This window comes from Polyangium sp. 6x1, assembly GCF_029946515.1.
GTDB lineage: Bacteria > Myxococcota_A > Polyangia > Polyangiales > Polyangiaceae > Polyangium.
In genome coordinates this window covers 21,222-42,651 of sequence record NZ_JARZHH010000013.1, presented here as the reverse complement: position 1 = coordinate 42,651, position 21,430 = coordinate 21,222, and the positions used below count along the sequence as shown (strand labels likewise).

General features: G+C 69.8%; 16 protein-coding genes. 3 read left to right on the top strand and 13 right to left on the bottom strand.

Features of this window, described 5'->3' with window-relative positions; genetic code table 11:
* Positions 1-21: 21 nt before the first annotated feature.
* Positions 22-819, bottom strand: a complete 798-nt coding sequence (locus QHF85_RS15120; protein WP_281327876.1) for a hypothetical protein — start codon at positions 817-819, stop codon at positions 22-24.
* An 86-nt stretch (positions 820-905) separates the two neighbouring features.
* Between QHF85_RS15120 and dusB the strand changes: the two genes are divergently transcribed.
* The 3 genes from dusB (at position 906) to QHF85_RS15105 (ending at position 5,065) form a co-directional block, all read left to right on the top strand.
* Positions 906-1,892, top strand: a complete 987-nt coding sequence (gene dusB / locus QHF85_RS15115; RefSeq protein WP_281327875.1) for a tRNA dihydrouridine synthase DusB — start codon at positions 906-908, stop codon at positions 1,890-1,892.
* A 527-nt stretch (positions 1,893-2,419) separates the two neighbouring features.
* Positions 2,420-2,911: a response regulator gene (locus QHF85_RS15110; RefSeq protein ID WP_281327874.1), complete on the top strand. Its 492-nt coding sequence runs from the start codon at positions 2,420-2,422 to the stop codon at positions 2,909-2,911.
* 39 nt (positions 2,912-2,950) lie between these two features.
* Positions 2,951-5,065 (top strand): S16 family serine protease, encoded by a 2,115-nt coding sequence (locus QHF85_RS15105; RefSeq protein WP_281327873.1) that lies wholly within the window; start codon positions 2,951-2,953, stop codon positions 5,063-5,065.
* Between the two features lie 182 nt (positions 5,066-5,247).
* On the opposite strand, the gene QHF85_RS15100 is transcribed toward QHF85_RS15105, so the two are convergent.
* The 12 genes from QHF85_RS15100 to QHF85_RS15045 form a co-directional block, all read right to left on the bottom strand.
* Positions 5,248-5,724, bottom strand: coding sequence for a hypothetical protein (locus QHF85_RS15100; RefSeq protein ID WP_281327872.1), 477 nt, complete (start codon positions 5,722-5,724; stop codon positions 5,248-5,250).
* 141 nt (positions 5,725-5,865) lie between these two features.
* The gene (locus QHF85_RS15095; protein ID WP_281327871.1) at positions 5,866-6,399 is read right to left on the bottom strand and encodes an Hsp20/alpha crystallin family protein; all 534 of its coding nucleotides are present in this window, start codon (positions 6,397-6,399) and stop codon (positions 5,866-5,868) included.
* Positions 6,400-6,818: 419 nt separating this feature from the next.
* Positions 6,819-8,207 carry a methylenetetrahydrofolate--tRNA-(uracil(54)-C(5))-methyltransferase (FADH(2)-oxidizing) TrmFO gene (gene trmFO / locus QHF85_RS15090; RefSeq protein ID WP_281327870.1) on the bottom strand — a complete coding sequence of 463 codons (1,389 nt, stop codon included), beginning with the start codon at positions 8,205-8,207 and terminating at the stop codon, positions 6,819-6,821.
* A gap of 63 nt (positions 8,208-8,270) precedes the next feature.
* Positions 8,271-10,850, bottom strand: a complete 2,580-nt coding sequence (gene topA, locus QHF85_RS15085; RefSeq protein ID WP_281327869.1) for a type I DNA topoisomerase — start codon at positions 10,848-10,850, stop codon at positions 8,271-8,273.
* A gap of 88 nt (positions 10,851-10,938) precedes the next feature.
* Positions 10,939-11,862, bottom strand: a complete 924-nt coding sequence (locus QHF85_RS15080) for a DNA-processing protein DprA (RefSeq protein ID WP_281327868.1) — start codon at positions 11,860-11,862, stop codon at positions 10,939-10,941.
* 48 nt (positions 11,863-11,910) lie between these two features.
* Entirely contained in the window at positions 11,911-12,564 is a 654-nt protein-coding gene (locus QHF85_RS15075; RefSeq protein WP_281327867.1) for a hypothetical protein, read from the bottom strand.
* Between the two features lie 10 nt (positions 12,565-12,574).
* A complete protein-coding gene (locus QHF85_RS15070) occupies positions 12,575-13,147 on the bottom strand; it encodes an HMA2 domain-containing protein (protein WP_281327866.1) in 573 nt (190 codons plus the stop codon).
* A gap of 34 nt (positions 13,148-13,181) precedes the next feature.
* Positions 13,182-13,484 carry a hypothetical protein gene (locus QHF85_RS15065; RefSeq protein WP_281327865.1) on the bottom strand — a complete coding sequence of 101 codons (303 nt, stop codon included), beginning with the start codon at positions 13,482-13,484 and terminating at the stop codon, positions 13,182-13,184.
* On the bottom strand, positions 13,481-16,477 hold the full coding sequence (locus tag QHF85_RS15060) for a cation-transporting P-type ATPase (RefSeq protein WP_281327864.1): 2,997 nt from the start codon (positions 16,475-16,477) through the stop codon (positions 13,481-13,483). Before QHF85_RS15060 ends, QHF85_RS15065 begins: the two co-directional genes overlap by 4 nt.
* A 225-nt stretch (positions 16,478-16,702) precedes the next feature.
* On the bottom strand, positions 16,703-18,013 hold the full coding sequence (locus QHF85_RS15055; protein ID WP_281327863.1) for a hypothetical protein: 1,311 nt from the start codon (positions 18,011-18,013) through the stop codon (positions 16,703-16,705).
* Positions 18,014-18,097: 84 nt separating this feature from the next.
* Positions 18,098-20,986, bottom strand: a complete 2,889-nt coding sequence (locus tag QHF85_RS15050) for a TonB-dependent receptor (protein ID WP_281327862.1) — start codon at positions 20,984-20,986, stop codon at positions 18,098-18,100.
* A gap of 7 nt (positions 20,987-20,993) precedes the next feature.
* The gene (locus tag QHF85_RS15045; RefSeq protein ID WP_281327861.1) at positions 20,994-21,428 is read right to left on the bottom strand and encodes a biopolymer transporter ExbD; all 435 of its coding nucleotides are present in this window, start codon (positions 21,426-21,428) and stop codon (positions 20,994-20,996) included.
* Between the last annotated feature and the right edge of the window lie 2 nt (positions 21,429-21,430).

Here is a 21,430-nt window from a genome sequence, read left to right as displayed (position 1 = left end):
GAGAGCGCCGCGGGGTCCGTTTCAGCGGGGATGCGGGGCCACGTCGATGCGGCAGGAGACGGGGAGCGCGAGGCCGACCTGTTCGAGCGAGATCGGCGTCTGCGTGATGGCGCTCGGCGGCTCGCACGAGACGAGCTGGAGCGGCGCGGCCTGGGACTCGGCGACGCGGGCGAAGGCGCGCGCGCGCTCGACCCAATCTTTGACGAGCTCGGGCCGATACGCCTCGGGGTCGCGGACCTTGATCTCGGGCGAGCCGAACGCGGTCTCGATCTTCGGGGCGCCTTCGCCCGCTGAAGGCACGAGCGCCTCGTGCTTGCGCGAGGCCTCGACGAGCCCCGCGACGAGCTTCGCGCGCGCCCAGTAGCCCGCCTGCGCGGCGAGCGGGACCTCGACCGCGCCGTCCACGGTCACGACGAAGCGCGCGGGCGGCGGCTCGTCCTCCTTCGCCTTCGCGTACCCAGGCGCCGCCGTCGTGTTCGCGCCGAGCATGGCGATCGTGGCCGCGCCGCCCGTGGCCGCGCCGAAGCGCTCCTTCACGGCGAGCGTGGCCTTCTCCAGGAGGTCGAGCCCGGCCTTTGGATCGGCGAGCTCGACGCGCAAAACGAACGGAACACACGCGAGATCCGGGCGCACGACGAGCCCGCCGCGCGCGTCGCCGCGACTCGGAATCGAGGGCCCGCTCGGCGCCGAGAACGCGGAAGGCGCGCTGCCGTAGGACGCGCTCGAGAGGAGCGAAGGCGTACTCGGCTCGGAAACGGAGGAGCTACACGCGGTGGCGAGGAGACCGAGCAGAAGCGGGACGAGCGGGAGTTTCTCCATGGGGCGGCGAGTCTACCCGCAATCACGCCCGGATCGCTGGCGCGTCCGTCTGCCGCATGCTCTAACCTCCCCCTTCGAGAACCCCTGTGCCCTCCGACCGAACGCTTTTCCAAAAGCTCTTCTCCTCGCGGCCCGTCATCCTCGCGCCGATGGAGGACGTCTCCGACGCCGTCTTCCGCAAGCTCTGCCGCGAGCTCGGCGCCGAGCTCTGCGTGACGGAGTTCGTGAACGTCGAGGGCCTCTTGCGCGGCTGCCGCAACGCGCGCCGGAAGATCACGCTCGGCCCGGACGATCAGCCGACCGCCATCCAGATCTACGGCTCCGATCCCGACCGGCTCGCCGAGGCCGCCGAGATCGCCGCGGCGGCGGGGCCCTCGTTCCTCGACATCAACTGCGGCTGCTGGGTGCCGAAGATCGCGGGCCGCGGCGCGGGCGCCGGCTGGCTCCGGAACCCGACGGCGATGGTCGAGATGGCCGCGATGGTCGTGCGCCGCGTGTCCATGCCGGTGACGGTGAAGACGCGGATCGGCTGGGGCCCCGAGTCGGAGATGCCGATCGTGGAGCTCGCGAAGCGGCTGGAAGGCGCGGGCGTCTCCGCATTGACGATCCATTGCCGTACGGCGCAGATGGGCCACTCGGGGGCGGCGGACTGGTCCTGGGCGGCGCGCGCGAAGAGCGTGGTCGGCATTCCGGTGATCGTGAACGGCGACATCAAGAGCGCGGACGACGCGAAGCGCGCGCTCGCGGAGACGGGATGCGAGGGCGTGATGGTGGGGCGCCGGGCGATCGAGCACCCGTGGATCTTCCGCGAGGCGAAGGCGCTGCTCGAAGAGGGCCGGTCGATCGATCCGCCGACGCCGGAGGAGCGAATCGAGCTCTGCAAGAAGCACCTCGTGATGAACACGGAGGAGCGCGGCGAGCCCCACGGGGTGCACGTGACCCGAAGGCACCTCGCGGGCTACCTGCACGGGCTCCCGGGCGCGGCCGCGCTGCGGCGCGCGCTGAACGCGTGTGACTCGCAGGAAGGGTGCCTCGCGATCCTGGACGAGGCGCTCTCGCGGCGGGCCGCCTGACCGACCCGACGGGGTGGTGACGGCGCGCGTTCGAGTGGGCTAAGTTACGAATAGGCGCGCCTCCAGGTCGCCTGTACGCGTCTCCAAGTCGCCTGCGCGCGTCTCCAAGTCGCCTGCGCGCGTCTCCAAGTCGCCTGCGCACGTCTCCAAGTCGCCTGCGCACGTCTCCGAGACGCGTGCGCACGTCTCCCAAGATGCCTGCGCGCGTCTCCAAGACGCGTGCGCGCGTCCCCGGGGTCGGTTGAGGGCGTATCGAAGTCGCGTCCGCGCGTCTCCAAGTCGCGTCCGCGCGTCTCGAAGTCGCCCGCGCGCGTCCTCCGGGTCGACGGAAGGCGCCTCGAAGACGCGTGCGCGCGTCTCCAAGTCGCGCGCACGCGTCTCCAACATGCGTCCTCTGGGCGTGATCCGCCCGGACTCAACCATTCCTTACCTCAGGCTCGCCCCGACCTTCCTTGACCGCGACGCCCGATGGCATGGCGGCCCCGTGCGTGGCGTACTCGGTATCCGGCAAGCTCGCAGGGGGGGCCATGCGTTCTGCTTCTGGTATCCGACCGGGACTTCACAAGAACCGCGAAGGCTCGACGAACGACGTGCGGCGCATTCTCGTGGCCGACGACGACGCGACCCGCAGGCGCCTCATTGGCGCGCTCCTCGTCGAAAAATACGCGCCCGCGGTCGCTCTCGAAGCCGACTGCGTCCCCACCGCGCTCGAAGCCCTGCTCGTGCGGCACCCCGATCTCGTCGTCGCCGATCTGGGTTTGTCGGGGCACTCGCAGGGCGGCTTTCGCCTGATCCTCGACGCGGCGTCGCTCGGCGTGCCCGCCGTGGTCACGAGCGGGCCCATTTCGCGCACCCTGGAGGATCGGCTCGCCCAGCTCGGCGTGGGGTGGGTGCCCAAGGGTTCGTCGGAGCAAACCTTGCTCGCCGCGATCGACCGCGCCCTCGAGAAGCCGCGCGTGGCCGAGCGCGGAAACGAGCCCCGGAAGGTGCCCTCGGGGCCCAGGATGCATACGGCGTGATCGGCGCGTCCGTGACGAGCCACGAGCGCTGAAAGCGGGATGTCGCGGGACAAACACCAGGCAGCCGGTCCCCCTTCGGAGACCGGCGAGGGACGAGAGCTCGACGCCGCCCTGGCCTCCGAAGGCCTCGACGACGAGCTCTTGCGCCAGCTCGGACACCTGCTCGAAATGGAGCTCGTGGATCCGCCGCGGCGCACGCGCAAAGAGCCGCTCCGGCGGCGCGCCGAGGCGCACATCGTGGTGGCGCGGCTGTCGTTCGAGGCGCGCCTGTCGGATCGCGCCGAGGTGGAGGCGCACGCGGCGCTCGCGCTCGCGCCCGACGACGAGGCAGCCCTGGGGCTGCTCGCGGCGATTCATCACACGCGCGGCGAGCTCGGCGCGGCGATCACGCTGCACACGGAGATGGCGGCCCGGGCCGGCGGCGAGCCTTCGACGCTGGCCACGCTCGGGCGGCTCTTCGAGGCGAGCATGCGAGAAGAGTCGCCCTCGGCCCGCGCGCCGCACATCGCCGCCGAGGCGGGGTCGACGACGGGTTTGTCCGAGCTCGAGCACGCGTTTCGCGTGGCATTCGGGGGCAATTTGCAGGGCGCGCTGCGGATCGTGGATCGGGTCGCGGCGCGGGCGCGCTCCGAGGCGCGCAGCGTCTACAAGCTCGCGATGCTGGAGCGGGCTTTCTTGCTGGAGCAGGCGCAGGACGTGCGCGGCGCGATCGCCACGCTGGAGCGCCTCGCCGACGAGCCGGGGCTCGCGAGCGACGTGGAGCGATTGTTATGCCTTTCGCTCCTGTACGAACGAGAAGGGACACCCGAGCGGATCCGCCGCGCGCTCCGGGCCGTGCGATATGCCTACCTCGTCACGCGGCGCCCCACGCTGCTCCGGCGTATCGCGCGGCTCGTGGGCAAGCTCGGGCATGCCCGCCTCGCCGAGCTCTTCGAGGCGAGATACCTGGACGTGTTTCGCCGTCGCATGCACGTGCTGTCACTCCGCGAGGCCGCGCGCGCCTTGCCGACCGCTTACGTGCCGCCGGAGGGTTTGTCCGTTTTGCCGTTCGGGCATCGGGCCGTCCAGCACCTCTTCGATCGGATCCGCGATCGAAAGCGCCCCGAGCACCGAAGGCGCGCCGCTGCGCTCGCGCTCTGGGCCGGCGACGCGGCGCGCGCGGAGGCCATGTACGCGGAGCTCGAAAACGAAGGACGAACCACGTCCATCGATTTGCTCTATTTCGCGGACGCGCTCGAGGTGAGCGGGGCGCACGAGCGCGCGCGTTCGGCCCGGCGGCGCGCGGTCGCGGGGCTCGATCGGCCGGACGCCGCGGCGCTCACGCGCCTGCTCGGCCGCGAGGACGCGAATGCGGAGGACGCGCGCGAGGCGCTCGTTTCGCCGGAGCGGCTCGCGGAGGCGGCGTCGGTGCTGCGGGCGCGGCGCAAAGCGCACCCGGAGGATCACGCGGCCGTGCTCTCGCTCGCCCGCGTGGCCGAGGCGCGGGGCGAGCTCGACGCGAAGGCGCGCTACGAGGCCCATGCGCGCGCCCTCGCGGAAGGCGCGCGCGCGCCGCGCCCCTATGTGCTCGCCGCCGCTGCATTGCGACGCGGCGGGGACGTGCGCGGCGTGATTCACGAGCTCTGGGTCGACAGCCGGCGCACGAAACGAGGCCGCGGAGGCCTCGACGAAAAGGACGTGCTCGGCTCGGTCGCGCCCGACCTGCGCGCCCGCGCGGCCTCGATCTTCCTGGCCGTGCGCGCCTTCGTCCGGTCCCGTTATCCTCACCGCGTCGATCCCGAGCTCGACGATCGCCGTTTTCTCCTTCGTTTCACGAAAGACGACGAGCCCTCGTCGGGCGACAGCGCCGGCCTGCCGATCGCCATCGCATTCGCGAGCGTGATGCTCGGCTTCTCCGCGCCGGGCGACGTGGCATTCTCCGGCGCCGTCATCTGCGACGCGCACGACGTCGTGTCGCTCGGCCGCATCGGCGACGTCGACGCGAAGATCGAGGGCGCCTACGAGCGTCGTCTCTCGCGCATCGTGCTCCCCGCGCAGAATCGGGACGACGTGGCGCACGCCGAGCGCGTGCCGCGCAAGATCGCCGAGAGCATGGTCTTCTTCGCGCGGACGCTCGACGAGGTCCTCGAGACGATTTTCCCCGAGCTCGTGTGAAAACCCCCCGCAGGCATGCGGGCTCTGCGCCTTCCTGGCGCGGCCGCGGCCGCGGCGACAAAACAGAAATGGGCCTCGGCCGCCGTCACGCGAAAGGTGACGGCGGCCCAGACCCAGCGGCGCGTTTGGCGCGCCGGGAGACCGGCCGAAGAGGGCCCGTCTCCCGCCTCAATGCGCTTCGATCAGAAACCGAACGACGAGCAGGAGCGGCACCAGGCCTCGTACTGCTGACGCGCGATCTCACGCTGCCGCACGATCTCGGCCGCGAGGGGGTTCCAGCCCGTCCACGGCGTGCCCGTCGTGTGGCTCAGGCCGCTGCGCTGCGCGTAGAACGGATCGATGCTCGTCGGCAGCGCGCCCACGGGCTGGCCCGTCCATGTCGGGACTCCCTGCATGGCATAGTTGTACGGATACACGCCGTACGGCGTGTGCCCGAGGCCGGCCGTGTAATCCACGGTCCGGGGATCCATGCCCTGCACCGGCACGCCGAACGGGGTCGGGCCGAACTGGGTGTGGGAGAGCCCGATGCCGCCGGTCATGTCGCGGCTGAAGTCGCGATTCAGGCCGATCCGCTGCGTGCGCGCCAGGACCTCGATCGTCTGGGCGAGGTAATCATTGAGGACGCGCAGGTTGTTGATCTCGTAGGTCTTGTGATCCATGTTCGTACCCCCCTGAATCAGGGCTCGTGCACAATCTCCGCCCCGGAGCCCTATGCTCCGACGCGGCACTACCTTTCCAGCGCGCAGCGCCAGAAATCCTTGCCGGGGGCGCGAAGCTCGAATGCCCCGCCCCCGAAAAACTCATTTCACGTCGATCGGGACCTCGGTCGCGTCGGTCCCTTGGCCATCCGTGGGAATCGTGACCGTGAGGACGCCGTCGCGCAGCGTCGCCTCGATCCCGTCGCGCCGCGCCCGCGGCGGCAGCGCGATCGTCCGGAGGATCGGCCCCTTGCGCCGCTCTTCCAGTCGCATCATTCCCGCCGCCGCAGCCCGCATCGACACGCGCTCGCCGCGAATCGTGAGCGCGTCGCCGGTCACCGACACGGCGAGCTGCTCGCGCACGCAGCCGGGGACGTCCACCATCACGCGCACCTCGCGCTCGAGCTCGACGACATCGCACGGAGGCGCGAATGCGGGCTCGGTTTTGCCGCGCGGCTCCGCCGAGGCGCGCGCCTTCTGCTCGAGGAGCGCCTTGAATTGCCGATAATTGCTCTCGGCCTGCCCCATGGGATCCACCTCCGGCGGGAGCTCATAACGTCCCGGCTTGATGGCGTGCCCGGTGAGCGATTGGTACACGTTCGCGACCTCGGCGATCGCCTGCTCCACGTTCATCATCGAAGTCCCCTCCAAGAAGAAGCCGCGATGGCCGTCCGGGGCGATTGAAGATCCGCCGAAACGCGCCGACGTGCGCAGAAACGCGCCACCTGCGCATTTCCGAATCGCCGCAACCGCGACGAGAAAGGACACTACGCGGGTCGTTGCCGCCTGTCTGTCGGTCCGGCCAGTGTTATCGATTAAGGAGGTTCCGGAACGCCGGAGGTAGAATGCCAGACTCCCGACGGCATTTCCCGGATGAACCGGCCAATTCGCGGAAATCTATCGCTTTTTCGTCTAGGGGATCGAAACCGCGTTCGTCCCTGCAACACGGCGCGAATATGCCCCGCCAATACGGCGGTATGCCCGGACGATACACCCCTCCGCCCGCGCCAAACGCGCGTATGCCCGGGCGTGATCAGGGCGTGATCAGGGCGTGATCAGAGGGCCTGGTTTTTCCAGGGATCGAGATCGGCGAGCGCGCGCTCGGCCATCGCCTCGTACCGCGCGCGCTTCGCGAGCTTCGACTTCGTGCCTTCGAGCGGCGGCAGGTGCGCCCACGTGATGTTCGAGGGCTGATACGAGGGTTGTTCGCGGCCGAGGTGCGTGAGGATGCCGCCGAGCGCCGTCGTCTTCGGCGGCGGCGCGAGCGGTTTGCCCGCGAGCCTCTGCGCGAGGAGCACCGCGCAGACAAACCCCGCCGCCGCGCTCTCCACGTAGCCCTCGACGCCCGCGACCTGACCCGCGAGGAAGACGCCCGGCAAGCTCCGCATCTCCATCCCAGGACCGAGCACGCGCGGCGCGTCGACGAACGTGTTGCGATGCACCGAGCCGAACCGCAGAAACTCCGCCTCTTCGAGGCCCGGGACCATGCGGAAGACGCGCAGTTGCTCGGGGTACTTCATGCGGGTCTGAAAACCCACCATGTTGTACGCCGTCGCGGCCGCGTCCTCGGCCCGGAGCTGGATCACGGCGTGCGGCCGCCGGCCCGTGCGTGGATCGACGAGCCCGACGGGCTTCATCGGCCCGTACGCGAGCGTGCGCTCGCCGCGCTCGGCCATGACCTCGCAAGGCAAGCAGCCCTCGAAGTAACGCACGTCCTCGAACTCGCGCGGCGCGACCTTCTCCGCCGCGACGAGCGCCGCGACGAACGCGCGGTACGTCTCCTCGTCGAAGGGACAGTTGACGTACGCCTCGTCGCCGCTCTCCTCGGCGTCCTCGGCCATCATCTTGCGGCCGGGCTCCTGCGCGCGCTCGGCCGTGCCTTTGCCCCAGCGCGACTGCTTCCACACCTTCGACCAGTTGATCGACTCGGCGCTCAGGATGGGCGCGATCGCGTCGTAGTAGGCGAGGTGCTTCGTGCCGACGGCCTCGGCGATCGCGGAGGCGAGCGCGTCCGCGGTGAGCGGGCCGGTCGCGAGGATGACGGGGCGATCCGCGGGGATCTCGGTGACCTCGCGGGCCTCGACCGTGATGCGCGGGTGCTCGCGCATGGTCTTCGTCATCTCGGCGCCGAAGAGCTCGCGATCCACGGCGAGCGCGCCGCCCGCCGGAACGGCCGTGCGATCGGCGACGCGCATGAGGAGCGAGCCGACGCGGCGAAGCTCTTCCTTGAGCAAGCCGACGGCGTTCGCGAGCGCGGCGCCGCGCAGGGAGTTCGAGCAGACGAGCTCAGCGAAGAAATCGCTCGTCTGCGCGGGCGTGCGGCGCGCTGGCTTCATCTCGAGCAGGCGCACGGCAAAGCCGCGCTCGGCAAGCTGAAAGGCGGCTTCGCAGCCGGCCAGGCCGGCGCCGACGATGGTGACGTCGTGGGGACGAGCTTCGGTCATGGTGTCGGGGGATGAGAGGCGCGCCGCGACAAACGGGCGCGCCTTGGGGGAGGGAGGGGGTGACTAGGCCGAGGCGCGGCCGTTGCTCTTCGACTTCGACGGCGTCTTCGTGGCGCCCTTCTTCTCGGCGGTCTTCGCCGCGGCCTTGGGCTTCGCCTCGGCCTTGGGCGCGGGCTTGGGCTCGGCCTTGGCCTTGGGCGCGGCCTTGGGCTCGGACGGCGCGTCGGCCTCGGCCGATCCGCCTTCGCCCTCGTCCCCGGCGGCGGCGCCTTCCGGCGCGGCGCCGGCGAGGCCCGCCTCGTCCTCCTCGGGCACCTCTTGCTTGAAGCCGCAGTCCTTCGTCGCGCAGACGAGCATCGGCTTCTTGCCGGCCGTGCGGGTCAGGAACTTGGCGCCGCAGGTCGGGCACGGGGTGGCGACGGGCTTCGCCCAGAGCTTGAAGTCGCACTTCTGCTCGGCGTTGAAGTTCGAGCAGCCGTAGAACGTGCGCCCGCCCTTCTTGCGCGGCCGGACCTCGATGATGTCGCCGCCGCACTGCGGGCAGGCGACGCCGAGAGGCACGGGGCGCGCGTTCTTGCAGCCCGGATAACCCGTGCAGGAGAGGAAGTCACCGTAACGGCCGGTGCGGATCACCATGGGCTTGCCGCACTTGTCGCAGGTGATGTCCGTCTCGCGCACGGCCTGCGCGCTGTTCGAAAGGTCGCGCGTGGCCTTGCACTTGGGGTAGCGGCTGCAGCTCAAGAAGTAGCCGTTCTTGCCCCACTTCTTGATCATCTCCCCTTCGCCGCACTCCTCGCAGGGGATGCCCGTCTTCTCCGACGGCGGCTTCCACGAAGCGAGCTTCTTCGCCGGCTCGAGCTGCTGGCGGAAGCGCTTGTAGAACTTCTTGAGGAGCTGCTCGCGCTTGATCTTGCCGGCGCCGACCTCGTCGAGCTCCTCCTCCATCTGCGCGGTGAAGTTCGGATCCATGAAGTCGAGGTTCGAGCGCACGAGGCCCTCGACCACGAACTTGCCGAGCTGCGTCGGCTGGAACGCGCCGCCCGGGAGCTTCTCCACGTAGGCGCGCTGCTGCACCTTGCTGATGATCTCGGCGTACGTCGACGGCCGGCCGATGCCGCGCTTCTCGAGCTCACGCACGAGCGAGCCTTCGTTGTAGCGCGGCGGCGGCTGCGTGAACTTCTGCTCCGTCACCACGCCGGGCGTCGTCGAGAGACGAATCACGTCGCCCTCGTTCATCTCGGGCAGGAGCGCATCGCTGTCCTCCTCGACCGGCGCGGCCTTCGCCGCGGCCGTGGGCTCCGGGGCCTCGCCGTCCGCCGCGGCGTCTTCCTCGCCCGCGAAGTCGCGCTGCCCCTCGGTGACCTCGAGCCAGCCCTTGTCCTTGAGCACGCGCCCCGTCGAGCGGAGCATGTACGACTTGCGAGACGCGTCGCCGCGCGTCGGCTCGGCCTGGATCTCGACCGTCGTCCGATCGTAGACCGCAGGCGTCATCTGCGAGGCGACGAAGCGGTTCCAGATGAGCTTGTACAGCTTGTACTGCTCGTCCTTGAGGTGCTTCTTGACCGACTCCGGATGGATGTTGACGTCCGTCGGGCGGATCGCCTCGTGCGCGTCCTGCGCGTTCTTCTTGGACTTGTAGACGTTCGGTTTGTCGGGGACAAACGACTTGCCGTAACGCTTCTCGATCGCCTGGCGCACCTCGGCGATGGCGTCGTCGCTGACGCGCGTCGAGTCGGTACGGATGTAGGTGATGAGACCGACCGGGCCGCCGTCCTGCTTGAGGTCGACGCCTTCGTAGAGCCCCTGCGCGACCTGCATCGTGCGCTTCGTGCCGAAATGCAGGATGTTCGTCGCGTCCTGCTGGAGCTTCGAGGTCGTGTACGGCGCAGGCGGGTTGCGCTTCTGCTCGCGGCGCGTGACCTTCGCGACCTTGCAGCTCGCGCTCTCGAGATCGGCGCGCACGAAGGCCGCCGTCTCGCCGTTCTTCACCTCGAACTTCTCGCCCTCGGCCGCGGCGAGCTTGGCCACGAAGGCCGCGCCGCTCGGCGCCGAGAGTCCGGCCGAGACGTTCCAGTACTCCTCGGGGACGAACGCCTCGATCTCACGCTCGCGGTCGACGATCAGGCGCAGCGCGACCGACTGCACGCGACCGGCGGACAAGCCGAACGCGAGCTTCGACCAGACGAGCGCCGAGACGTCGTAGCCCACGATGCGATCGAGCACGCGGCGAGCGCGCTGGGCATCGTAGAGGTTGATGTCGAGCGGCCGGGGGTGCTGGACGCCGTGGTCGACGCCTTTCTTCGTGATCTCGTGGAACTCCACGCGCTCGACCCGGAGCTTGTCGTCCTGGATCTCCTCGAGGATGTGCCAAGCGATCGCCTCGCCCTCGCGATCAGGGTCGGTCGCCAGGAGCACCGCGTCCACCTTCTTGGCCGCGTCCTTCAGCTCCTGGAGGACTTTCTCCTTCCCGACGATGACCTCGTACTTCTCGGTGAAGTCGTTCGCGACGTCGACGGCGTTCTGGTTCTTGGGCAGATCCTTCAAATGCCCCTTGGAGGCGACGACGTCGTACCCCGAGCCGAGGTACTTCTTGATCGTCTTCGCCTTGGCCGGCGACTCCACGATGACGAGCGTCTTGGCCATCACCACCTTCTGATCGAGCAAATTGCGTGAGGACGAGGGGAAAAACCGGTGGGCCCGCTCGGCTCGCAAACCGAGCAGGTGGGCCCATCTAGCGATTGCCCCGCCGGTAGGAGCCGGCGGGGCCCTCTACTACTACGGCCTGTAGTGTCAACGTCAAGAGCGCCCCAGCGACCGCAGGAAGAGGCGCCCCGACCGTATCGCAGATCACGTCTAGATGCGTCGGGGTGTCCCCCAAAACACCAAGAACGGTCTTTTCGAGAGCGCCGAGAGGGCCGAAGGTCCCCTCGAACGGGAGGGGAAGACCCCGAGCGGGGAGCCTCGGCTCCGTCTCCGCGCGCCTTCTGCGAGGAGCAGGGCCGTGACCCACGGCGCCGAGGACGTCCGCCGCACAGGTGACCGCGCGGGCCCCCATGGCTAGCTCCTCCGCGCAGCCCGCGCCAGCCTCCGACCACGGAGGATGCGGCACGACGCCGAGCGGTCGGCCGAGCTTGCGCGCGGCCGCAGCCGCCGAACGAGCGCCACTCTTGAAGCCCGCCTCGACGACGACGGTCGCGAGCGTGAGCGCAGCAAGCACGTGGTTTCGCGCGAGAAAATGCTGAGGGCGCGGGGGGCTCGTGTCGGGCAAGCGCGAGAGCAGCGCGCCGCCCGCGGCGAGGACACGATCGAAGAGGGGCACATGTTCGAGCGGGTACGGGCAGTCGAGCCCAGCGCCCGTGACGACGACGGTCAGGCCGCCGGCTTCGAGGGCAGCCTCGTGCGCAGCCGCGTCGACGCCGAACGCGCCGCCCGACCAGATCGCGAAACCGGCGGAGACGAGGTCGCGGACGAGTGTGCGCGTGAAGGCGCGCGCCTCGGCGCTGGCTGCGCGGCGGCCGACGACGGCGACGCCGGGCAAGCTGGGAAGGGCGCCGCGGAGGTACAAGGTCGGCGGGGCTCGCTCGGGGGTGGCGAGGGCACGGAGGACGGCGGGATACGCAGGCGCGTCGGGCGCGAGGACGATGGAGGGAGGCACGCGCGTCCATCGACGGCGCGCGGCGCGTGTTGCGTGAAATCGTTCGTCTCAACGATCGCGCGTGACGGGTCGGAACTGCTGGACGAGCACCATGCCGGAGCCCTTGCGCACGGAGACCGAAAGGTTGCCGATGAAGGGTTCGAGGAGCAGGAAGCAGTCATCCTTGCCGCCGATGACGGCGGTCGGCCCCGTGCGCGCATCCTGCGCGACGATGCGCACGGGCGCGGGTCCGCTCGTGGTGAGGAAGAGGTCGACCTCGACGACGCCGATGCCGCCCTGCGCGACGACGGTGACGCAAGCGCCGACCGGATACGAGACCGGCACCCACGCGCGCTCTCCCTCGGCGAGCGTCGCGCCGAAGCGCGCTCCCTCCGCGGACATGCCCGCCGTCTCGCCGCGCACCGAGCCATCAAAGGCGAGCCCGAGGACACGCGAGGGGCGAACGTCGGGCAGGAGCGGGAGCGCGGGCGCGGCGTAACGTTCGAGGAAGAGGCGCGCGGCCTCGGGATCGGGCACGGGCGCGGGCGCGAGCGCGGCAGCGGAGGTGGGTGCGGAGGCGGCTGCGGAGGCGGAAGCGGGCGCGGAGGAGCGGCCGCGGCGCGGAGGGAGCGGGTCGACGACGAGGGGCTGGGTTTCGGCGTGGGAGCCGCAGGCGGGGAGGAGAAGGGCGAGGCATGCGAGCGCAGGGAACGCGGAGCGCATGCCGTAGCCGCTAGTCCAGCCCTCCGTCGGCGGCCACCGCCTTCCCCTCCTGCTCCACTGCTCCGGCGTTGAACGTCATGAACGACCGGATCGACCACCAGACCAGGTTGAACCAGGCTGGCGCCGGCAGCTTCCGCGACACGCCGATCTCGACGAGGCCGAGCGAGAAGAACAAGACCGGCATCAGCGTCCCGAGATCCGCGCGGTGATCGAGCGCGCTCCGCACGTCGCTGTTGATCTCCGCGAACGCGTGCGCCACGGCCTTCGCCACGCGCGTCGGGCCTGGCAGGGCGTCGTGGCCGATGTCGGTCAACTTGCGGCCCTGCTCGTCGCGCTCCTCGGCCACGAGGCGCTCCAGCATCTCGCGCACGGCCTCGGCGTCGAGCGTCCCTTCCTCGCGCTCCACGATCACCGAGCCCGTCCACGGCCGCACCTCCACGCGCTCGCAGCTCGGATCCATCATCGCGAGCTTCTCCGCGAGGCGCACGCACGCGTCGCGGTTGCCCACGATCGCGCGCGACCGCAGCCGCACGCGGCGCGGAAGGCTATGGACGAGCTCACTCCACTGCTCGCTGGGTATCACGTCTCTCCTCCCCTTCCCTCTCGCTCGACGTCGCTCAGTGCGATGCAGCGTTGGCCTGCGCGCCCGCCGCGCTCGGCACGTGTTTGCCGTTGCCGGTCGTCGCGCCCGCGCGAGCGCGACGCGGCGCCTTTCGCATGTGACGCGCGCGCTCCTCGACCTCGGCCCAGAGGTCCTCCGCGTGCTCGCGTTGCCGCTCCAGGACGGCCCGGCCGAGGTGCGCCAGGTGCAGGCCGAGCGCCCCGATCTCCACGACCGCGGGCTTGAGCCGGCGCGCGGTCCCCATCACGACGACCGCGCTCCCAAAGCCGAGAATGAACGATGGCGTATGAAATTTCATCGACGAGCTTCCTCCTCGAACATCACGGGCGAAGACGCCCAGTCCACCGGCGCGCGCCGATCGTCCGCTCCGATCAAGGTCGATCCCGCCGCCATGTCGCGTCGCTCCACCACGATCGGAGCCTCCGGGTTGAACAGCGACTTCCCTTCCCGCGCGAGCGTCGGGAGCAGGCCGAGCAGCACCGCGATCGAGAGATCGATCGGGCCGAGCGGCGTCGTGCCGAGCACGCGGCGCAGGCCGGGCAGACCGAGGGCCACCGCCTGCAAGCCGAGGCTCGCCGCGAGCGCGCGGTCTAGCTCCGGGTTCGGCTGCGAGCCGCTCGATCGACACGACCGCGCGTGAAGGAGCTGCGCCACGACGAGCGACGCGAACGACATCGTGCGCGCCCGCGGCAAGCTCGCCCCGGGGCCGAGCGCTCCGATGCCGTAGGCGGCGAGCGAGATCGCCGCCATCTTCGAGGCCTCGCGCGCGAGCTTCTTTCCACGCGCCGGCCCGAAGAGCGGCGCCTGCGGATCACGCGGGGGCCTGCGCATCACGTCCGCGTCCGCGGGCTCGATCGCCAGCGCGAGCGCGGGCGCGACGTCCGTCAGCATGTTGATCCAGAGCAGCTGCAGCGGCCCGAGCGGCTCGGCGCCGACGACCGAGCCCGCGAGCATGACCATCACCTCGCTCGCGTTCGTCGCGACGAGGTACTCGATCGCGCGCCGCACGTTGTCGTAGAGCCGTCGGCCCTCGCTCACCGCGTCGGCGAGGCTGCCGAGGTCGTCGTGCGCGAGCACCACGTCCGCGACCGCGCGCGCGATGTCCGTCCCGCGCTCGCCCATCGCCACGCCGACGTCCGCGGCCTTCAGCGCCGGGCCGTCGTTCACGCCGTCGCCCGTCATCGCCACGATCGCGCCGCCGTCTTGCAGCTCGCGCACGACGTCGAGCTTCGCCTCGGGCGTCACGCGGCTGTAGACGTTGGCTGGACCGATCCCGAGCTCGGCCCCGATCGCCTGCGCGGTCCGCGCCTGATCGCCCGTCAGCATCATCGTCCGCACGCCTGCGCCCGCCAGCACCGCGAGCGCCTCGCGCACCCCGCGTCGCGGCGGATCCCGCATCCCCACGAGGCCCGCGAGCACGAGCGGCGCTTCGGGCGTCTGCTCGGGGTTCGAGGCGTGGCTCGGCCCGTCCGCGCGTCGCCCCGCGCGTTGAAGTGGCTCGCCGTCCTTCCGCCACGCGAGCGCGAGCACGCGCAGGCCCCGCGACGCCATCGCTTCGTTCATCGCGAGCAGGCGCGCGCGCTCGGACGGCTCGACGCTCGCGCGCTCGATCACCGGCTCGGGCGCGCCCTTCACGAGCTCGATCCGGCCGAGATCCGGGTGCTCGTGCACCGTGACCATGAACGGCCGCTCCGCGCTGCGGCGCTCCTCGCGCACACGCTTCGCCGCGCCTCTTCGACGCCGCACCGGGTAGCCGATCGCCATCGCGAACTCGACGAGCGCCCGCTCCGTGCCGCTGCCGCTCGTGACCGCGTCGCGCTCGTCGAGCTCCACGTCCGCGTTCAGCGCCGCGATGCGCCCGATCTCGCGCAGCGACGAGACCGGCACGCGCTGCCCATCTTCGCCGACGAGCCCGAGCGACGGAGGCGCGCCGTTCTCGCCCGACGGCGCGCCGTACTCGACCCGCACGAGCCCCTCGCCCGGCAGAAACACCTCCGCGACGCGCATGCGGTTCTCGGTCAACGTCCCCGTCTTGTCCGCGCAAACCACGCCCACCGCGCCGAGCGTCTCGGCCGCCGCGAGCCTGCGGATCACGATGCCCTTGCGGTTGAGCCTCTGGCTCGCGAGCGCGAGCGCCGTCGTCCCGACCGCGGGGAACCCCTCGGGGATCGCCGCCACGCCGAGCGCCACGGCGGATCGCGCGAGCGCCGCGAGCGGCTGGCCGCGCAGAAGACCGAGCGCCGTCACCGCGATCGAGCTCCCGAGCGCGAGCGCCGCCACCCTGCGCCCGAGCTGATCGAGCTGCTGCTCGAGCGGAGCTGCGCGATCGGCCGTGTGCGACAGCGCGCGCTGGATCGCGCCGAGCTCCGTCGCCCTGCCCGTCGCCACGACGATCGCACGCGCGCTCCCCGTCGCGACGACCGTGCCCGCGTAGAGCATGTCGTCGCGGTCCGCGACCGGCGCGCCCTCGACCACCGCGGCCGTCCCCTTCTCCGCCGGCTCGCTCTCGCCCGTCAGCGTGCTCTCGTCGACCGTCAGATCCGTGGCCTCCACGATCCGCGCATCCGCCGCGATCGCGTCGCCGGCACGCACGCAGAGCACGTCGCCCGGGACGACGTCGCTCGCCGCGACGGTCGTCTCCACGCCATCGCGCAGCACACGCGCCCACTCCACGCGGAACTTGCTCCACGCGTCGAGCAGCTCCTCCGCGCGTGACTCCGTGAAATATCCGACGACCACGTTCGAGCCCACGACGAGCAGGATCGCGCCTGCTTCCAGCAGATCGCCGAGCAGCACCGACAGGCCCGCGGCGCCCGCGAGCAGCGCCGTCGGCACCGTGAAGACCTGGCCTGCGAGGATCTCGAGCGACGTGCGCGGCGCGATGCCCGCGAGCACGTTCGGGCCGACCTCGCGCAGGATCCGGTACGCCTCGGTCGCCGCGAGCCCGCGCTGCAGATCGACCGAAAAAGCCTGCGTGAGCTCCTCGATCGAGTGCGCGTGCCAAGGCGTCGCCGGGGTCGTGTCGTCATCGTCGTCGGCGCTGCCGTTCGCCCCGTACGCGCGGATCATGTCGCGCATCGACGCGGCCGCGCTCTCGGCGATCCGCGACAGCGAGGGCGGCGGCGGCCCTTGCGAGTCCTCGTGTTCTGCCAGGATCGACAGCACTTCCGCGCGCGTCGTCTCCGCGTTTGGCGCGAGCACGCAGAGCACCGTGCCCGTGTGCTCGTTGGCTCGCGCCTCGCTCACGCCCGGCAACTCGCCCAGGGCGCGCTCGATCCGCCTCGCGCGCACGGGCTCTCCGAAGAGCCCGGCCACCTCGACCCTGAGGCGCTGTGCGCTGTGCACCGCGCGCCCAGAGGGCTTGCCAGCATGTCCCAATGGCGCGCGCCCTCGGGCGAGGGCGCGCCACTTCATGATCGCCGAACGCACTCGGGGGCGCGCACGCAAAGAGCGATCCACGGGCGCGAGCGTGCGGACGCGACCGCGCGGCAGGCGGGCTCTTCGGAGCTTTTTCGGCTAGTTCGGCGTGAACGAGATCCAGGCGCCGTCGAGCCACGTGTCGTCTTGCGAGAACGCGCCCACGTAGCTCGCCTTCGTGTCGAAGAAGCCGTCGCTCGGCGGCGTCGCAGCTCCGGTCGTGAGCGTTGCCTTCGGCCGGAAATCCGGCGCTTCGCGATCGTAGGGCGCGACAAGCAGCGGGTCGACCTCGGCGTTGCCGCCGTCGGTGAACCACTTGACCTCGTCGAAGCCCATGTCGTCGTCCTTCTCGGAGCCCATGCCGTCGGCCGTCTCCACGTAGGCGACGTTTTGCGCGAGATTTCCGTGGAAGATGGACCCTTCGAGCTTCGCGGAGGTGGCCGCGTCGCGGATGTCGACGCCTGCCTCGAAGCCCGTGGCGACGATGTTGTACAGGCTCGCCTTCGTCGCGCGCCGCAGCAGCATCGCGTACTGCTGCTTGTCCACGTCCACGTTCTTGCCGACGAGCGTCGCGTTGTAAATCGTGGGCTCGGAGAGCGGCGCGTTCGTCGTGCCCATCGCGTCGTTGTCTCCCTCGAAGCCGTTCGTGTCGTCGACCGCGGCCGGATCTTGCTGGACCACGACGAACTGGAGCTTTCCGGTGTACCCGAGATCCCAATCGATCCCGTCGTCCTGGTTGTACGTGCAGACCAGGTGCTTCGCGTTCACCGTGCCGCCGAAGAATTCGAAACAATCGTCGAGCGTGTAGCGGACCTGGACGTAATCGATGGTCGTTCCGCTGCCGACGCCGGCGAGCGTGAGCCCGTTGATCTCGTTGTCCGTCGAAAGAAGAATTCCGCCGAACTCGATCCGGACGTACTTCAGCACGCCGCTATCATCGGCCGGGTCGGTCCCGCCGTATTCGGTCTCCGCGGTCGCCTCGATTCCCTCGACGTTCGCTTTTCCACCGGGCACGTTGATCGGAGCTTTTCCGAGAAGGATGACGCCGCCCCAGTCGCCGGCGGCGCGGTCGCCGGGCTCGGCGCGGCTCGTGAAGACGATGGGCTCGTCCTTCGTGCCTTCGGCGTCAATACGGGCGCCCGGGTCAATGACGAGTGTCCCGAGCGTGGACTTGTCGCCCTTGATCGTGGTGCCCGGCTCGATCGTGAGCGTCGCGCCTGCGCGCACGTGCACGATTCCCTTCAAGATCCAGTCCTGGTCGGCCGTCAGCGTCAGATCGGACGAGATGCTCGTCGGGATCTCGTTGTTCTTCGCGGGAGGCGACGGGGTTTGTCCGGTCTCGTCCCCACCGCAGCCCATGAGGCTGGCCGCAAAGAGCGCGCTCGTCGCAAGCAATACCTTCGATCGCATGTCCTTTGATTCCTCCGCCCGCGCATTCTGGTCGTGCTGCGTGACGCCATTGCAGGGCAGGCGTGACGATCTTGCGACAGCCTGTCAATTCGTGATCGTGGCGCTCAAAGTGAACGTCGCGCCGGGCTGGAATTGCTCCACGACGTTCGTCAGATTGGGGATATCCTGGTGGAAGACGTTTTCCACGTTCGGCCCCTGCGTGAACACGACGGGCGCGAGGAGGATGTTCTCCGCCGAGAGCTTGAGGTCCACGTATTTGCCGATGCGCTGCGCGACGGTCACGTCGAGCAGATGGCGCGGCTGCTCGTACACGTCCGGCAAGCCGAGCGATCCCACCTGCGAGATCCTCCGGCCGTAGATGTTGTAAAGCACGCGGACGCGTGTGCCGCGCTTGTCGTTCGCATAATCGAGGCCCGCGTTCACCACGTAGGGCGATTGCCCCGCGAGCGGGCGGACGTTGTTCGTCTGCACGCTCGTCCCCTCGTCGTCGAGCGCGACGCGCGAATGCACGAGCGTCAGGTTCGCGAGCACGCCGAGATCGGCGATGGCCGGGCTCACGAAGCCGAGGTTCTTCCGCAATTCGAGCTCGATGCCCGCGTTTTGCGCGCCCTTCGCGTTCTGGTACGACACGATGCCCCGGTTCGAGGGGATGATGATCTGCTCGATCGGCTTGGAAAAATCCTTGTAGAACACGCTGATCGCCGCGACCTCGGCGAGCGTCGGGAAAAACTCGAAGCGCAGGTCGGCGTTCACGATCGTCGTGCGGTCGAGATCGGGGTTGCCCTGCATCTCGCGGGCACCGAAGTAATCGGTGAACGAGAACGGCGCGAGCTCGCGGAGCTGCGGGCGCGCGACCGTGCGCGTCACGGAGGCGCGCAGGTTCGACCGATCGCTCGTCTTGAAGACGAGCCCGAGCGAGGGGAGCAGGTCCGTCGTGGAAAGATCGACCTGGCGCGGCAAACCCGTCGACGAATCGAACGTATCGAGCCGCTGGGACGAGGCCTCCACACGAGCGCCGAGCACGACGCGCATCCACGGCCGGAGCGAGGCGTCCGTCATGAAATACCCCGCGAACGTGCGCTGCGTGGCGTCGTAGGAATCGCTCGGCCGCGTGTATTCGTCGAGGGTGAGGGCGCGTCCGATGTACTCGCTCGTGAAGAGCTGATCCGGCGGCAACGAATAGGCCGCCGCCTCCTCCGGCGTCTGCGCGATCGGGATGTACCGCAGGCGCCGCGCGTCGAAGGCGCGATCGCGGACCTGCGCGAGCCCGCCGACCTTCACGCGCACGGGCGTGTCGCCCCTCCGGATCGGCTGCGTGTAATGGAGGGCGCCGCCGATGGCCGTCTCGGCCTGGTTTGCATAAAAATGCAGCCCGGAGAGCGTCGTGCTCTGCCACGCCTTCCGGTCGTTGTCCTGCAGGTAGACGTTCTGGCGCGTGCCCGGCTCGTCGCTCGTCGCGAGGGACGTCGTCAGGTTCCATTCGAGCGTCGCGTCGTTCGCATTGCGAAGCTTGTGCTCGCCCGCGAGCTGACCGAAGGTGAGCGAGCGGCTCGCGAAGCGGAGCCGCGTATCGTAGGCGAGACGCCCCGCGCCGCCTTCCTCGGCGTGCCCGGCGATCTCGCGCGCCTCGCTCTCCGACGAGCGGCTGTGCAGGCCGAGCAGCGTGACCTTGTGGTCCTTCGCGTACCTGTAGGTGAGCCCCGCGAAACCGCCCCACGATACCACGTCGACGCCGTTCTCGAAGCTGTAGTAGTTTTGCGATTCGAGCTCGTTCGACACGTTGGGATCGATCGTCACGGTCCCGAGGACGCCTTCCCGCCGGATCTGGAATCGCCGCCCGTACGTCAGCGCCGCCATGTATCCGAGCTCGTGGTCCTGACCGAACCTGTGCGTATTGCCGAGCGTGAGGTTGCCGCTCATGTTCGGCAGCGTCATCGTCCGCGTCGTCGTCATCGGCTTGTTCAAGGCGCGCCCGAGCTCGTTCACCTCGCGCGACGAGACGAGCGAGCCGTCCGGCTTCTCGGCCCCCTTGGCGGCCTTGTAATCGGTCGGGAAGTTCGGCGGCAGCGCGCGCGTCCCGTCGTCGATGCCGAGAAAATCGGTCCCGCCGCCCGCGTACGTGAGCCGATCGCGGAACGTCGTCTCCGTATTGACCCCGAGGTACAACGTGCCGCTGATCGTGAACTTCTCGGGCAATTCGCGCGTCGTGACGCGCACCGAGCCGCCCGTGAAATCGCCCGGCATGTCGGGCGTGAACGTCTTGATGATCGTCAGATCGCTGAGGACCGTCGTCGGGAACAGATCGAACGGCACAGCCTGCCGATCCGGCTCGGGGCTCGGCAGCGGCACGCCGTTCAAGAGCGCATTCGTGTATCGATCGCCGAGGCCGCGCACGTACACGTACCGTTGCCCGACGACGGACGCGCCGACCACGCGCCGCGCCGCGTCCGCCGCATTGCGATCCGGCGTCCGCGCGATCTCCTGCGCGCTCACCGCGTCGCCCGTGTGCGCCGCGTTCTTCCGGAGCAGCGTCTGCGCCGCGGCCGAGGCCCGATCCGGGTCCGCCTCGATCTCGACCACGATCTCCTGCTTGGCCTCCTCGGTCGACAGCGCGACGTCGAGCTTCTCGACCGTGCCCGCGGTGACGCGCACGTTCTGCAAACGCTGCGCCTTGTAGAGCTGATAAAAGACGCGCAGCTCGTAATTGCCGGGCGGAAGCTCCAGCCGGAATCGACCGTCGAAATCCGCGATGACCTTCTTGTTCGTCCCGACAACTGAGACCTGCGCGTCGATCACGGGCTCCTTCGTCTTCGCGTCCGTGACGACGCCCCAGACGACGCCTTTTCCGGCGGGCGCGGGGCGAGACGGATCCTCCTCGCCGAGGAGCGCCTCGTCCGCGCCCTCCTGGGCCAGCGCGAGCGCCGGCAGGGAGAGCGTGAGCGCCGAGGCGAGAGTCACAATGGTTTTTCGCATGGGGAAATCAGCCGCCGAGCTTCTCGGTCAAGATTGCAATGCCCTTGGCGCCGCCCCTCTTCGCGATATCCATCACCTCGACGGTGATCCCGTACGGCGCGTCGTCGGCCGCGTCGAAGTAGAGGAGCTTGTCGGCGCGCGCCGCGAAGATCCGCGTGAGGCGATCTCGCAGCTCGGCGCGCGAGACCTCGGTCTGGTTGATGCGGATCGCGCCCTTCGTGTCCACCGTGAGCACCACGGGTTTGTCCGCGTCCGGGGGCGGCGGCTCGTTCTTCGCGTCGTCGTCTTTCTTCGGCAGGTTCAGCCAGATCTGCTTGCTCAAGAGCGGCGTCACCACCATGAAGATGATGAGCAGCACGAGGACCACGTCGACGAGCGGCGTCACGTTCATCGTGGGCGCGACGGCGCCTTTTTTCCCGCCCGAGGAGACGTTCATCGCCATGG